Source organism: Streptomyces sp. GB4-14 (genome assembly GCF_022696125.1).
Taxonomy (GTDB): Bacteria; Actinomycetota; Actinomycetes; order Streptomycetales; family Streptomycetaceae; genus Streptomyces; species Streptomyces werraensis.
Genome location: NZ_RZHO01000002.1, coordinates 5,722,501 through 5,736,344 on the forward strand (window position 1 = coordinate 5,722,501; position 13,844 = coordinate 5,736,344).

The following is a 13,844-nucleotide window of genomic DNA, read 5'->3' on the forward strand; positions in this document are numbered from 1 at the left end:
GGGGATGACCTGTGGTTAGGGGTGAAAGGCCAATCAAACTCCGTGATAGCTGGTTCTCCCCGAAATGCATTTAGGTGCAGCGTCGTGTGTTTCTTGCCGGAGGTAGAGCACTGGATAGGCGATGGGCCCTACCGGGTTACTGACCTTAGCCAAACTCCGAATGCCGGTAAGTGAGAGCGCGGCAGTGAGACTGTGGGGGATAAGCTCCATGGTCGAGAGGGAAACAGCCCAGAGCATCGACTAAGGCCCCTAAGCGTACGCTAAGTGGGAAAGGATGTGGAGTCGCACAGACAACCAGGAGGTTGGCTTAGAAGCAGCCACCCTTGAAAGAGTGCGTAATAGCTCACTGGTCTAGTGATTCCGCGCCGACAATGTAGCGGGGCTCAAGCGTACCGCCGAAGTCGTGTCATTGCAGCAGATAGCCCCAACGGGTGCTGTGATGGGTAGGGGAGCGTCGTCTGCCGGGTGAAGCAGCCGCGGAAGCGAGTTGTGGACGGTTGACGAGTGAGAATGCAGGCATGAGTAGCGATTCACACGTGAGAAACGTGTGCGCCGATTGACTAAGGGTTCCTGGGTCAAGCTGATCTGCCCAGGGTAAGTCGGGACCTAAGGCGAGGCCGACAGGCGTAGTCGATGGATAACCGGTTGATATTCCGGTACCCGCTGTGAAGCGTCAAACATCGAATCCAGTGATGCTAAGCCCGTGAAGCCGCCGGCTGAGTCTTCGGACGAGGTCGGAGTGGTGGAGCCGGTGACCCGAGCTGGTAGTAGGTGAGTGATGGGGTGACGCAGGAAGGTAGTCCATCCCGGGCGGTGGTTGTCCCGGGGTAAGGGTGTAGGACGGTGTGTAGGCAAATCCGCACACCATGTGTCTGAGACCTGATGCCGAGCCGATTGTGGTGAAGTGGATGATCCTATGCTGTCGAGAAAAGCCTCTAGCGAGTTTCATGGCGGCCCGTACCCTAAACCGACTCAGGTGGTCAGGTAGAGAATACCGAGGCGTTCGGGTGAACTATGGTTAAGGAACTCGGCAAAATGCCCCCGTAACTTCGGGAGAAGGGGGGCCACACCTGGTGATAGCACTTGCTGCTAGAGCTGGGGGTGGCCGCAGAGACCAGCGAGAAGCGACTGTTTACTAAAAACACAGGTCCGTGCGAAGCCGTAAGGCGATGTATACGGACTGACGCCTGCCCGGTGCTGGAACGTTAAGGGGACCGGTTAGCTCACTTTCGGGTGGGCGAAGCTGAGAACTTAAGCGCCAGTAAACGGCGGTGGTAACTATAACCATCCTAAGGTAGCGAAATTCCTTGTCGGGTAAGTTCCGACCTGCACGAATGGCGTAACGACTTCTCGACTGTCTCAACCATAGGCCCGGTGAAATTGCACTACGAGTAAAGATGCTCGTTTCGCGCAGCAGGACGGAAAGACCCCGGGACCTTTACTACAGTTTGATATTGGTGTTCGGTTCGGCTTGTGTAGGATAGCTGGGAGACTGTGAAGCTCGGACGCCAGTTCGGGTGGAGTCGTCGTTGAAATACCAGTCTGGTCGTGCTGGATGTCTAACCTGGGTCCGTGATCCGGATCAGGGACAGTGTCTGATGGGTAGTTTAACTGGGGCGGTTGCCTCCTAAAGGGTAACGGAGGCGCCCAAAGGTTCCCTCAGCCTGGTTGGCAATCAGGTGTTGAGTGTAAGTGCACAAGGGAGCTTGACTGTGAGACCGACGGGTCGAGCAGGGACGAAAGTCGGGACTAGTGATCCGGCGGTGGCTTGTGGAAGCGCCGTCGCTCAACGGATAAAAGGTACCCCGGGGATAACAGGCTGATCTTCCCCAAGAGTCCATATCGACGGGATGGTTTGGCACCTCGATGTCGGCTCGTCGCATCCTGGGGCTGGAGTCGGTCCCAAGGGTTGGGCTGTTCGCCCATTAAAGCGGTACGCGAGCTGGGTTTAGAACGTCGTGAGACAGTTCGGTCCCTATCCGCTGTGCGCGTAGGAGTCTTGAGAAGGGCTGTCCCTAGTACGAGAGGACCGGGACGGACGAACCTCTGGTGTGCCAGTTGTTCTGCCAAGGGCATGGCTGGTTGGCTACGTTCGGGAGGGATAACCGCTGAAAGCATCTAAGCGGGAAGCCTGCTTCGAGATGAGGACTCCCACCTCCTAGAGAGGGTAAGGCTCCCAGTAGACGACTGGGTTGATAGGCCGGATATGGAAGCACGGTAACGTGTGGAGTTGACCGGTACTAATAGGCCGAGGGCTTGTCCTCAGTTGCTCGCGTCCACTGTGTTGGTTCTGAAACCACGAACAACCCCATGCCATGGTCACGGCATGGTGCGGTTGTCAGTTTCATAGTGTTTCGGTGGTCATAGCGTAGGGGAAACGCCCGGTTACATTCCGAACCCGGAAGCTAAGCCTTACAGCGCCGATGGTACTGCAGGGGGGACCCTGTGGGAGAGTAGGACGCCGCCGAACTCCTTTTAAAGCTCCGGCTCTTGGGCTCCCCGCCCGAGAGCCGGAGCTTTTTCGCGTTGCGGTAGGGTCAAGGAGCATCGTAGAAACGTTTCCCACAGGAGGATCCCGGGTGGAGGTCCAGGAGACACGGGTCCAGACAGACCGTGTCCTCACCATCCCGAACGTGCTCAGCATGGCACGGCTCGTCGGCGTACCCCTGTTCCTCTGGCTGATCCTGAGGCCGGAGTTCGGCGGGCCGAAGAGCGATGGCTGGGCGCTCCTGGTGCTGGCCTTCAGCGGCGTCAGCGATTACCTGGACGGCAAGCTCGCCCGTCGGTGGAATCAGATCAGCAGCCTCGGCCGGCTGCTCGATCCCGCGGCCGACCGGCTGTACATTCTCTCGACCCTGGTCGGACTCACCTGGCGGGAGATCCTCCCGCTCTGGCTGACCGTCGCCCTGCTGGCCCGAGAGCTGGTCCTCCTGGTCATGGTGGGCATCCTGCGGCGCCACGGCTATCCGCCACCGCAGGTGAACTTCCTGGGGAAGGCCGCGACCTTCAACCTGATGTATGCCTTCCCGTTGCTCCTGCTCAGTGACGGTAGTGGTTGGATCTCGTCACTCGCTGCAATTTTCGGCTGGGCGTTCGCCGGATGGGGTACAACCCTCTATTGGTGGGCAGGAGTGCTCTATGTGGTCCAAGTCCGCCGCTTGATCCGTGCGGACGCCATGGCCGATTGACTCGCTTCCTCACGCGCAACGGGGCGCGCGATGCCCACGCTGAATAAGCGTGCGGCAATCCTGGCGGGTGAAGTCGGCCAGACCGTCGTCTCTTCGAGGAGGACGCTTCCGACATGAAGGCCGTCGTGATGGCCGGGGGCGAAGGCACCCGTCTTCGCCCCATGACCTCAAGCATGCCCAAGCCGCTCCTGCCGGTGGCCAACCGGCCGATCATGGAGCACGTGCTGCGGCTGCTCAAAAGGCACGGGCTCAACGAAACCGTTGTGACCGTCCAGTTCCTTGCCTCGCTGGTCAAGAACTACTTCGGTGACGGCGAGGAGCTCGGGATGGAGCTCACGTATGCCAATGAGGAGAAGCCACTCGGTACCGCCGGGAGCGTCAAGAACGCCGAGGAGGCATTGAAGGACGATGCCTTTCTCGTCATCTCCGGCGATGCCCTGACGGACTTCGACCTCACCGAGCTGATCAATTTCCACAAGGAAAAGGGCGCACTGGTCACGGTCTGCCTGACCCGGGTGCCCAACCCGCTGGAATTCGGCATCACCATCGTCGACGAGGAGGGCAAGGTCGAGCGCTTCCTCGAGAAGCCGACCTGGGGCCAGGTCTTCTCCGACACGGTGAACACCGGTATCTACGTGATGGAGCCCGAGGTATTCGACTACGTCGAGCCCGACGTTCCCGTCGACTGGTCCGGCGACGTCTTCCCGCAGCTGATGAAGGAAGGCAAGCCGATCTACGGCTACGTCGCCGAGGGCTACTGGGAGGACGTCGGCACCCACGAAAGCTATGTCAAGGCCCAGGCCGACGTCCTCGAGGGCAAGGTCGACGTCGACATCGACGGGTTCGAGATGGCGCCCGGCGTGTGGGTCGCCGAGGGCGCCGAGGTGCACCCCGACGCCGTGCTCCGCGGTCCGCTGTACATCGGCGACTACGCGAAGGTCGAGGCCGGCGCGGAGATCCGCGAGCACACGGTCGTCGGCTCCAACGTCGTCGTCAAGAGCGGCGCCTTCCTGCACAAGGCCGTGGTGCACGACAACGTGTACGTCGGCCCGCACAGCAACCTGCGCGGCTGTGTCGTCGGCAAGAACACCGACATCATGCGGGCCGCGCGGATCGAGGACGGCGCCGTCATCGGCGACGAGTGCCTGATCGGTGAAGAATCGATCGTTCAGGGCAATGTGCGGGTCTATCCGTTCAAGACCATCGAGGCCGGCGCCTTCGTCAACACCTCGGTCATCTGGGAGTCCCGCGGCCAGGCGCACCTCTTCGGCGCGCGCGGCGTCTCCGGCATCCTGAACGTCGAGATCACACCCGAGCTCGCCGTCCGCCTCGCCGGCGCCTACGCGACAACCCTGAAGAAGGGCTCGACCGTCACCACGGCCCGCGACCACTCCCGAGGAGCCCGGGCCCTCAAGCGCGCGGTCATCTCCGCGCTCCAGGCCAGCGCCATCGACGTACGCGACCTGGAGAACGTGCCGCTGCCCGTGGCACGGCAGCAGACCGCGCGGGGCAGCGCCGGCGGCATCATGATCCGCACCACGCCGGGCGTGCCCGACTCCGTCGACATCATGTTCTTCGACGGGCAGGGCGCCGACCTGTCGCAGGGCAGCCAGCGCAAGCTGGACCGCGTGTTCGCGCGGCAGGAGTACCGGCGTGCCTTCCCCGGCGAGATCGGCGACCTGCACTTCCCGGCGAGCGTCTTCGACTCCTACACCGGGTCGTTGCTGCGCAACGTCGACACCTCCGGCATCGCCGAGGCCGGGCTGAAGGTCGTCGTCGACGCGTCCAACGGCAGCGCCGGCCTGGTGCTGCCCAGCCTGCTCGGCAAGCTGGGCGTCGACTCGCTGACCATCAACCCCGGTCTGGACGAGTCCCGGCCCACCGAGACGGCCGACATGCGTCGCGCCGGCCTGGTGCGGCTCGGGGAGATCGTGGCGTCCTCCGGCGCCGCCTTCGGCGTCCGCTTCGACCCCGTCGGCGAGCGGCTGTCGCTGGTCGACGAGAAGGGGCGGATCATCGAGGACGACCGGGCGCTGCTCGTGATGCTCGACCTGGTCGCCTCCGAGCGGCGCAGCGGCCGTGTCGCCCTGCCGGTGACCACCACCCGCATCGCCGAGCAGGTGGCGGCCTACCACGGCACGCAGGTCGAGTGGACGACCACCTCGCCCGACGACCTCACGCGGGTCGGCGGTGAGGAAGGGACGATCTTCGGCGGCGACGGCAAGGGCGGCTTCATCGTCCCCGAGTTCAGCAGCGTCTACGACGGCACCGCGGCGTTCGTCCGGCTCATCGGGCTGGTCGCGCGCACCCAGCTGACGTTGAGCCAGATCGACGCCCGTATCCCGCGGGCGCACGTCCTCAAGAGGGACCTGGCGACCCCGTGGGCCGTCAAGGGCCTGGTCATGCGACGGGTCGTCGAGGCGGCCGGGGACCGCTCCGTGGACACCACCGACGGTGTGCGCGTGGTGGAGGCCGACGGGCGCTGGGTCATGGTGCTGCCCGACCCGGCGGAGGCCGTCACCCACCTCTGGGCCGAGGGCCCGGACGACGCCTCCGCGCAGGCGCTGCTCGACGAGTGGTCGGCGGTCGTGGACAGCGCCGGCAGGTGACCCAGCCGATCCGCACGCGGTAGACGCAGTGACCGGCGGCGTGCCGGACGGAGCCCCGGAAGGGGCCCGTCCGGCACGCCGCCGGGGTCGTTCGGAGGTCGGGGGCGCGGCGTGCGACGATGTGCGGCATGCCGCAGCAACCCCCCGTTCGGAGCACACCCGCGCGGCCCGCACGCCCGGACGCGTCCATGTCGTTGATCACCAACGTGATGGACCACAGTCTCGACGACGGCTACGCCGAGGCCGCCGCCCGGAAGCGGAGCGAGGGGACCGCCGGCCTGCCGAGGACCCTGCGGGCGAAGCTCGGTCTGGCCGCCGGGCTCGTCCTCGCCGCGTGCGTGGTCACTGTCGGCGCGGCCCAGGCCCGGGTCGCCGCTCCGGTCGTCGCCAAGGAGCGCGAGGAGCTCATCGACCGTATCGACGAGGCGACCGCGGCCGCCGACCGGCTCGAGGAGAGCGTCGACGAACTGCGTGAGGAAGTCGGCGCACGGCAGCGCGAGGCGCTGCGGGACAGCGGCGGCGACCGGTCGACGCTCCTGGGCATCCTGTCCGGCGCCACGCCCGTCCACGGACCGGGCGTACGGCTCGTGGTGAACGACGCGGAGGACACCGCCGACGGCGGCGACGGCGACGCCCGCTCCTCGTCCGGTTTCGCCGACACCGGCCGGGTCCGCGACCGTGACCTCCAGCGGGTGGTCAACGGGCTGTGGGAGTCCGGCGCGGAGGCCGTCTCGATCAACGGGCGGCGGTTGACCGCCCTGTCGGCGATCAGGGCCGCGGGAGACGCGATACTGGTCGACAACAAGCCGCTGGTGCCGCCGTACACGGTCCTGGCGGTGGGGGACGGCGAAGAACTGGGGGACCGGTTCCAGGACAGCGCCGACGGAGTGTACCTGCACGTCCTGCAGGAGAACTACGGCATCCGGACGGCCCTGTCCGTGGAGGACGACGTCCGGCTGCCCGCCGCACCGAGTGTGACCGTACGAACCGCACAGCCGATAACCGAGAAGGGCACATCGTGATCGCCGTACTGGGCCTCATTGTGGGAGTGGTGGCCGGCCTGTTGGTCCGGCCCGAGGTGCCGGCGGTCGTCGAGCCCTACTTGCCGATCGCCGTCGTCGCCGCGCTGGACGCCGTGTTCGGCGGTCTGCGGGCCATGCTCGACGGGATCTTCGACGACAAGGTCTTCGTGGTGTCGTTCCTGTCGAACGTCGTCGTGGCCGCGCTGATCGTGTTCCTCGGCGACAAGCTGGGCGTCGGGGCGCAGCTGTCCACGGGTGTGGTGGTCGTCCTCGGTATCCGCATCTTCTCCAACGCCGCGGCGATCCGCCGCCACGTGTTCCGGGCGTGAGGCCGATGAACGAGCGCGAACAGCCAGAGACGACGCGCCCGGCGGTCACGCCGCCGCGGGCCGCCCCCGACACGCCCGCGTCCACCCCGGACAGGCCCTCGTCCACACCCGGGGCGGCGCCGCGCCCCGGGCTGCGCCGGGAGCTGCCCGCGGAAGTGCCCCCGGCCGCCCCGCGGACCGCGTCCGAGAGGACCGGTGGAAGTGAGGCTCCCCGCCAGGCTTACACGCCCCATGTCTCTCCGCGGTCCCAGGTGCCCCGTGGGCCGCAGAAGTCCGGGACGCCCGCCGCCGACGAGCCGGGCGAGCCCGAGCTGACCGGACGGCGGCGGCTCGTCAACGGGCTGTGGCCGCCGCGCGTGACGCGAGCGCAACTGATCGTCGCCCTGCTGCTGTTCGGCCTCGGTTTCGGTCTCGCCGTGCAGGTCGCCTCCACCAGCGACACCGACAGCGCGCTCCGTGGCGCACGCCAGGAAGATCTTGTGCGCATCCTCGATGAACTCGACGACCGGACCGAGCGTCTTGAAGACGAGAAACAGGGTCTCGAGAAGCAGCGGGAGGAGCTGGAGAACAGCTCCGACCAGGCCGAGGAGGCGCGCAGGCAGACGATCGAGAAGGAACGGCAACTCGGTGTCCTGGCGGGCACCGTGGCCGCGCAGGGGCCCGGCATCGAGATGACCATCGAGGACACGAAGGGGACGGTCGAGTCGGACATGCTGCTCGACGCCGTCCAGGAGCTGCGCGCCGCGGGCGCGGAGGCGATCCAGGTGAACGGGGTGCGAGTGGTGGCCGGCACGTATCTGTCGGACGTGGACGGCGGAGTCTCCGTGGACGGGAACAAGATCAAGTCCCCGTATCGTTTCAAGGTCATCGGCAAGCCGCAGGACCTGGAACCGGCGCTCAACATCCCCGGAGGCGTGGTGCAGACGCTCGAGAAGGAACAGGCCACCGTTACCGTGGAGCGGTCGGACAAGATCGTTGTGGACGCCTTGCGAGCGCCGAAGCGGCCTGACTACGCTCGGTCGTCCTCCCGGTGAACCGGGGGTGCATGGGGGTTGTCCGGCCAGGGCATGAGGTTGCGGGGGGTCGGCGCACCGAATGGGTGGTGCGTGGTGGAAACTGTCTGGCGGAGGCGGACGTTGTGAAGATGTCCGGGTCGGCCAATGTGTTCAGTCAGGGTTCGTCCTGCCCCACGGGCGGGTCTGTTTCGGTCAAGGGGAATCGCCCGTGAAGTTGTTTGGGAAGTTGTTCGGCAAGAGCGCGCGGCGAGAGGACGGCGACAGCGCGACCGCTCGTCACCGCGCGCAGCCCGGTGCGGAAGGTCAGCGTCCGCTGTTCCGGGACGAGACGGGCGGGGCCTCCGTTGACCCTGCGCGGTCGGGCGGCATAGGTTCTGGGCAGCCGTCGAGCCCAGGTGCGGGCGGAGGTCACTCCGGTCCGTACGCGTCCCATGCCCCCGGCGGGCAGCCGCGGCAGGAGGATCCGTCCATGGCCCTGGTGTGTTCCAGGTGCGGCAACCGCAACGCGGAGAACAGCCGCTTCTGTTCGAACTGCGGTGCGCCGCTGAAGCCGGGCGTCACCCCGGAGCGCCCTTCCGAGACGACGTCCACGATCTCCATCTCCGGCCTCGAGGCTTACGACTCCGAGGCCACCGGCCAGCACCAGGTGCCGGCGCTCTCCCCGGAGGCGCAGGCGGCCGTCGACGCGCTGCCGGTGGGCTCCGCCCTGCTGGTCGTGCGCCGCGGTCCGAACTCGGGCAGCCGCTTCCTGCTGGACGGCGACCTGACCACGGCCGGGCGTCACCCGCAGAGCGACATCTTCCTCGACGACGTGACGGTCTCCCGGCGCCATGTGGAGTTCCGCCGCAGCCCGGACGGCTCGTTCACGGTCGCCGACGTCGGCAGCCTCAACGGCACCTACGTCAACCGCGAGCGGATCGACCAGGTCGCCCTGTCCAACGGCGACGAGGTGCAGATCGGCAAGTACCGGCTGGTCTTCTACGCGAGCCAGCAGAACTACTGACAGCCCCCGGCCGCGGTCCGGGGACTCCAGGAAGGGTCGATGGTGCAGACACCGAGCGGCGGCGCCGGCCACGGCGCCGCCGTCACGGACACCGGACTGCTGAGCATCGGTGCGGTGCTGAACGTGCTGCGCGAGGAGTTCCCCGAGGTCACCATCTCCAAGATCCGCTTCCTGGAGTCGGAGGGGCTCGTCGAGCCGCGCCGCACCCCGTCGGGGTACCGGAAGTTCAGCGCCGAGGACGTGGAACGCCTCGGCCATGTGCTGCGCATGCAGCGCGACCACTACCTGCCGCTCAAGGTGATCCGCGAGCACCTGGCTGCCATGGAGCGCGGCGAGGCCCTGTCCCTGCCGGCGCTGAGCCGTCCGGGTGACGGCGAGGACCCCGCCGACTGCGGCGCCCCGGAGACACCCGCCGCCGCCCGCATCGGCCGCATCCAGCTGCTCGCCGCCGCGGGCGTGGACGAGCAGCGGCTCGCCGAGTGGGAGTCGTACGGACTGCTCGTCCCGGTCGGGGACGGGGTGTACGACGCGGAGGCGGTCACCGTCGCCGGGCTCCTCACGGAACTGGGGCGGTACGGGATCGAGCCCCGCCATCTGCGCGCCATGAAGGCGGCCGCCGAGCGGGAGGCCGGGCTGGTGGAGCAGGTCGTCGCGCCGCTGCGGCGCCACCGCAACCCGCAGACCAGGGCGCACGCCGAGGACCGCACCAGGGAACTGGCCGGTCTGACCATGAAGCTGCACGCGGCGCTGGTGCGGTCGGCGCTCGGGGTGCGGCTGCCCTGAGGAGGACCTCGAGACCTCCGGGGAACAGCACAGCGCGGCCGGATCGGCCACCCGATCCCGGCCCGACTACCCAAACGTCCCGGGCACGGCCTAGGGTTGCTGTGTGAACGAGCTCGATGTCGTAGGTGTCCGGGTCGAAATGCCCTCCAACCAACCGATCGTGCTGTTGCGTGAAGTGGGCGGCGACCGCTACCTCCCCATCTGGATCGGCCCCGGGGAGGCGACGGCCATCGCCTTCGCCCAGCAGGGCATGGCGCCCGCACGGCCGCTGACCCACGACCTGTTCAAGGACGTGCTGGAGGCCGTGGGACAGGAGCTCACGGAAGTGCGCATCACCGACCTGCGGGAAGGCGTGTTCTACGCCGAGCTGGTCTTCGCCAGCGGTGTCGAGGTGAGCGCCCGTCCCTCCGACGCCATAGCACTGGCCCTGCGTACGGGAACGCCGATCTACGGAAGCGACACGGTGCTGGACGACGCCGGCATCGCGATTCCGGACGAGCAGGAGGACGAGGTGGAGAAGTTCCGCGAGTTCCTCGACCAGATCTCGCCCGAGGACTTCGGGACCAGCAACCAGTGAGCCGTTTCCCGGGGCCTCGGCGCCGGTCGCGGTCCGCGCCGAGGACATTCGGCTAGCCTTTCCCCGGGACGGGGCACGGGAAACCACTCTCAGGGTGATTATCACTCGGCGTGCCGAGTGTGGCGATCGTTGACGCACCCTTGGTGACTGCCTACCGTCGAGGAGGCAGGTCAAGGACGGAGGTCGGCGTGAGAAGCAGCGGCGACGGTACGGCTGGGGGTGCCCCCGGACGCGTTTTCGGGGCGGGCGGGCCGTATCCTCCCCAGAGCTCTCCGCTCCGCTCGGGCGGGGGCCATCCCGCGCGTGGCGGTGCGATCGATCCCGCTCCGCAGCGACCGGCGGCTGTGCCGGGCGGTGGAGGGGCGGTGGCCATGGCGTCCGAGGAGATCGGCTACCGGGGGCCCACGGCCTGCGCGGCGGCCGGCATCACCTACCGCCAGCTCGACTACTGGGCGCGCACGGGGCTGGTCGAACCGAGCGTGCGCCCCGCCCACGGGTCCGGCACCCAGCGGCTGTACAGCTTCCGCGACGTCGTCGTGCTGAAGATCGTGAAGCGGTTCCTGGACACCGGCGTGTCCCTGCAGAACATCCGCACCGCCGTCCAGCACCTGCGCGAGCGCGGCTTCAGCGACCTGGAGCGCATGACGCTGATGAGCGACGGCGCCACGGTCTACGAGTGCACGTCGCCCGACGAGGTCCACGCCCTGCTCCAGGGCGGTCAGGGCGTCTTCGGCATCGCCGTCGGCGTGGTGTGGCGGGATGTCGAGAGCGCCCTGTCGCAGCTGCACGGCGAGCGGGTCGACACGGGGGAGACCCTGATCGGGCACAACCCGATGGACGAGCTGGCCCGGCGCAGGAACCGCGCGGTCTGAGTCCGCGCCGCGCGGGGCCCGGCCCGACGAGGACGTTGTCAGTGGCGTAGGGCAGCATCGAAGATGTGAGATCCGCTCCCACGATCCTGCATCTCGACATGGATGCCTTCTACGCCTCGGTGGAGCAGGCGTCCAAGCCGAGTCTGCGCGGCAAGGCCGTGATCGTGGGCGGACTCGGGCCCCGAGGCGTGGTCGCCACTGCCTCCTACGAGGCGCGTGTGCTGGGTGTGCACTCCGCGATGCCCATGTCCCAGGCCCGGCGGCTCGCGCCGAACGCCGCGTATCTGGTGCCCCGGTTCGCGCTGTACCGCTCGATCAGCGACCAGGTGATGACACTGCTGCGCGCCCTCTCGCCCCTGGTGGAGCCGCTCAGCCTCGACGAGGCGTTCGTCGACCTGGAGGCCGGCGGCACGGCGTGGGACGAGCGGTCGGCGCGGCTGGCCGGCGCGAAGCTGCGCGCGGACATCCGCGCGGTCACCGGTCTGACCGGCTCCGTGGGGCTGGCCGCCTCCAAGATGCTGGCGAAGATCGCGTCGGAGCAGGCGAAGCCGGACGGGCTGGTCGTCATCGAGCCCGGCACCGAGCGGGCGATGCTCGAACCGATGCCGGTGCGGACCCTTCCCGGCGTCGGGCCCGCCACCGGCGACCATCTGCGGCGGGCCGGCATCCACACGGTCGGCGAGATCGCCGAGGCGGGCGAGGACGAGCTGGTGCGGTTGCTGGGCAAGGCCCACGGACACGCGCTGTACGCGATGGCGCTGGCCCGGGACGACCGGCCCGTCGTCGCCGAGCGCGAGACCAAGTCGGTGTCCGTCGAGGACACGTACGACGTGGACATCCACGACCGGGTGCGGGTCGGCCTGGAGGTGCAGCGGCTCGCCGACCGCTGCGTGCGCCGGCTGCGGGGGGCGGGGCTGTCCGGACGCACCATCGTGCTGAAGGTACGGCGGTACGACTTCTCCACGCTGACCCGCTCCGAGACGCTGCGCGGCCCCACCGACGACCCGGCCGTCGTCCGGGAGGCGGCGGCGCGGCTGCTGGACTCGGTGGACACCACGGGCGGCGTACGACTGCTCGGCGTCGGCGTCAGCGGGCTGGCCGACTACACGCAGGAGGACCTGTTCGCCCAGGCGGCGGGCGGTGCGGGGGAGGAGGTCGCCGAGGGCGAGGAGTCCGAGCCCGCGCCCGAACGGCGTCCGGAGGTCCCGGTGGAGCGGCGCTGGCCCGCGGGCCACGACGTCCGGCACACCGAGTACGGGCACGGGTGGGTGCAGGGCAGCGGATTGGGCCGCGTGACGGTCCGGTTCGAGACACCCGGCTCGGCGCCCGGCCGGGTGAAGACGTTCCGCGTCGACGACCCGGCGCTGGAAGCAGCGGATCCGCTGCCGCTGGTGGAGGCGCCGCCGGCCCTGCCCGAGCCGATGGGACCCCCGGAGATGCTGCCTCCTCCGCCCCGGCCACCGGAAGCCTGAGGGCGCGGGCCGGGCCCGCGCCGGGAACCCGTTGCTGCGGTGGGGCGCCCGGCGTGCCCGTGCAGGCGGTCCCAACTCGCCGCGTGCGAGACGGTCCCACCGCGCAGGCTGCGCCGTGGCGGCTCGCCGTGAGACACGGCCCGAGGGAGCCGCGCCGGTCCTGCGAAGCGCCGCGGGCCGGTCCCGGGTTTGTGGGGCGGACGCACCTGAGGGACCGTGGCCCCCCCGGGGGGCGTCAGGTGTGTTCCTCCTGGCCCGCCAGCTTGCCGAAGTCGCGGTCCGGGAGCGGGGGAGGGGAGCCCACGTCCAGGCCGTAGTGGTGGTACAGCTGGAGCTCCTGCTCCGGGGACAGATGGCGGCCGACGCCGAAGTCCGGCGCGTCCTTGATGAGAGTCCGTTCGAACGGCACGTGCAGGGCCCCGTCGATCAGCTCGCTGGGTTCCAGGGGCACGAAGGCGTCCCGGCTGAACAGGCCGGTGCGTATCGCCGCCCACTCCGGCACGCCGGTGGCGTCGTCGAGGTAGACCTCGTCGATCGTGCCGATGCGGGTGCCGTTGCGGTCGTACGCCTTGCGGCCGATGAGGTGACGCGGGTCGATGTCCGTCTGCACGGGCCCTCCACTCGTAGCAAACTCATCCGATAGCACTACAGAAAGGCACAATCCGCGGAACGGCCACTCGAAGGCGGGGGTCCGAACCTCGCTGGTACGCTGGCAACGGCCGCTGACCCCGTGCGGGAGAGTCCTCCAGGCACCACCGGAGGCGCCGAAGGAGCAAATCCTCCCCGGAATCTCTCAGGCACACGTACCGCACGGACGAGGTCACTCTGGAAAGCAGGGCGGGTGTCGACGGCTTCCGCTCTCACCGACGGTGAAAACCGGACCGCCAGCGGCGTCCCGGTGAAACTCTCAGGTTGAGATGACAGAGGGGGAGGCCGTCCGGGCACCTGCGCCGTGGTGCCCCTCGAAGGTCGT

General features: G+C 68.2%; 11 protein-coding genes, 2 rRNA genes and 1 riboswitch (1 of these 14 running past the window's edge). Of the genes, 12 read left to right on the plus strand and 1 reads right to left on the minus strand.

The annotated features are described in order from the left end of the window. The 12 genes from ELQ39_RS27365 to ELQ39_RS27420 all read left to right on the plus strand — a co-directional run. Positions 1–2,264 (plus strand): 23S ribosomal RNA (locus ELQ39_RS27365); it begins 861 nt to the left of the window's first position. Between the two features lie 89 nt (positions 2,265–2,353). After that, positions 2,354–2,470 (plus strand): 5S ribosomal RNA (gene rrf / locus ELQ39_RS27370). A gap of 109 nt (positions 2,471–2,579) precedes the next feature. Beyond that, complete coding sequence (locus ELQ39_RS27375) at positions 2,580–3,188, plus strand: CDP-alcohol phosphatidyltransferase family protein (RefSeq protein WP_167742542.1); 609 nt, start codon at positions 2,580–2,582, stop codon at positions 3,186–3,188. A gap of 113 nt (positions 3,189–3,301) precedes the next feature. Further along, a complete protein-coding gene (locus ELQ39_RS27380) occupies positions 3,302–5,797 on the plus strand; it encodes a mannose-1-phosphate guanyltransferase (RefSeq protein WP_190003554.1) in 2,496 nt (831 codons plus the stop codon). Between the two features lie 119 nt (positions 5,798–5,916). After that, complete coding sequence (locus ELQ39_RS27385; protein WP_242594470.1) at positions 5,917–6,819, plus strand: DUF881 domain-containing protein; 903 nt, start codon at positions 5,917–5,919, stop codon at positions 6,817–6,819. Further along, the gene (locus ELQ39_RS27390; protein WP_006134295.1) at positions 6,816–7,148 is read left to right on the plus strand and encodes a small basic family protein; all 333 of its coding nucleotides are present in this window, start codon (positions 6,816–6,818) and stop codon (positions 7,146–7,148) included. Before ELQ39_RS27385 ends, ELQ39_RS27390 begins: the two co-directional genes overlap by 4 nt. Before the next feature lie 5 nt (positions 7,149–7,153). Beyond that, the gene (locus ELQ39_RS27395) at positions 7,154–8,182 is read left to right on the plus strand and encodes a DUF881 domain-containing protein (protein WP_242594471.1); all 1,029 of its coding nucleotides are present in this window, start codon (positions 7,154–7,156) and stop codon (positions 8,180–8,182) included. A gap of 61 nt (positions 8,183–8,243) precedes the next feature. Continuing rightward, complete coding sequence (locus ELQ39_RS27400) at positions 8,244–9,167, plus strand: FHA domain-containing protein (protein ID WP_225629145.1); 924 nt, start codon at positions 8,244–8,246, stop codon at positions 9,165–9,167. A 39-nt stretch (positions 9,168–9,206) separates the two neighbouring features. Then, positions 9,207–9,950 carry a transcriptional regulator FtsR gene (gene ftsR, locus ELQ39_RS27405; RefSeq protein ID WP_242594472.1) on the plus strand — a complete coding sequence of 248 codons (744 nt, stop codon included), beginning with the start codon at positions 9,207–9,209 and terminating at the stop codon, positions 9,948–9,950. 103 nt (positions 9,951–10,053) lie between these two features. Beyond that, on the plus strand, positions 10,054–10,527 hold the full coding sequence (locus ELQ39_RS27410) for a bifunctional nuclease family protein (RefSeq protein ID WP_004934251.1): 474 nt from the start codon (positions 10,054–10,056) through the stop codon (positions 10,525–10,527). 188 nt (positions 10,528–10,715) lie between these two features. Then, positions 10,716–11,399: a MerR family transcriptional regulator gene (locus tag ELQ39_RS27415; RefSeq protein ID WP_190003559.1), complete on the plus strand. Its 684-nt coding sequence runs from the start codon at positions 10,716–10,718 to the stop codon at positions 11,397–11,399. A 65-nt stretch (positions 11,400–11,464) separates the two neighbouring features. Then, positions 11,465–12,871 carry a DNA polymerase IV gene (locus ELQ39_RS27420; RefSeq protein WP_242594473.1) on the plus strand — a complete coding sequence of 469 codons (1,407 nt, stop codon included), beginning with the start codon at positions 11,465–11,467 and terminating at the stop codon, positions 12,869–12,871. A gap of 235 nt (positions 12,872–13,106) precedes the next feature. On the opposite strand, the gene ELQ39_RS27425 is transcribed toward ELQ39_RS27420, so the two are convergent. After that, positions 13,107–13,481 carry a PRC-barrel domain-containing protein gene (locus ELQ39_RS27425; protein WP_190003561.1) on the minus strand — a complete coding sequence of 125 codons (375 nt, stop codon included), beginning with the start codon at positions 13,479–13,481 and terminating at the stop codon, positions 13,107–13,109. A 113-nt stretch (positions 13,482–13,594) separates the two neighbouring features. Then, positions 13,595–13,690, plus strand: a riboswitch (glycine riboswitch). Positions 13,691–13,844 lie beyond the last annotated feature (154 nt).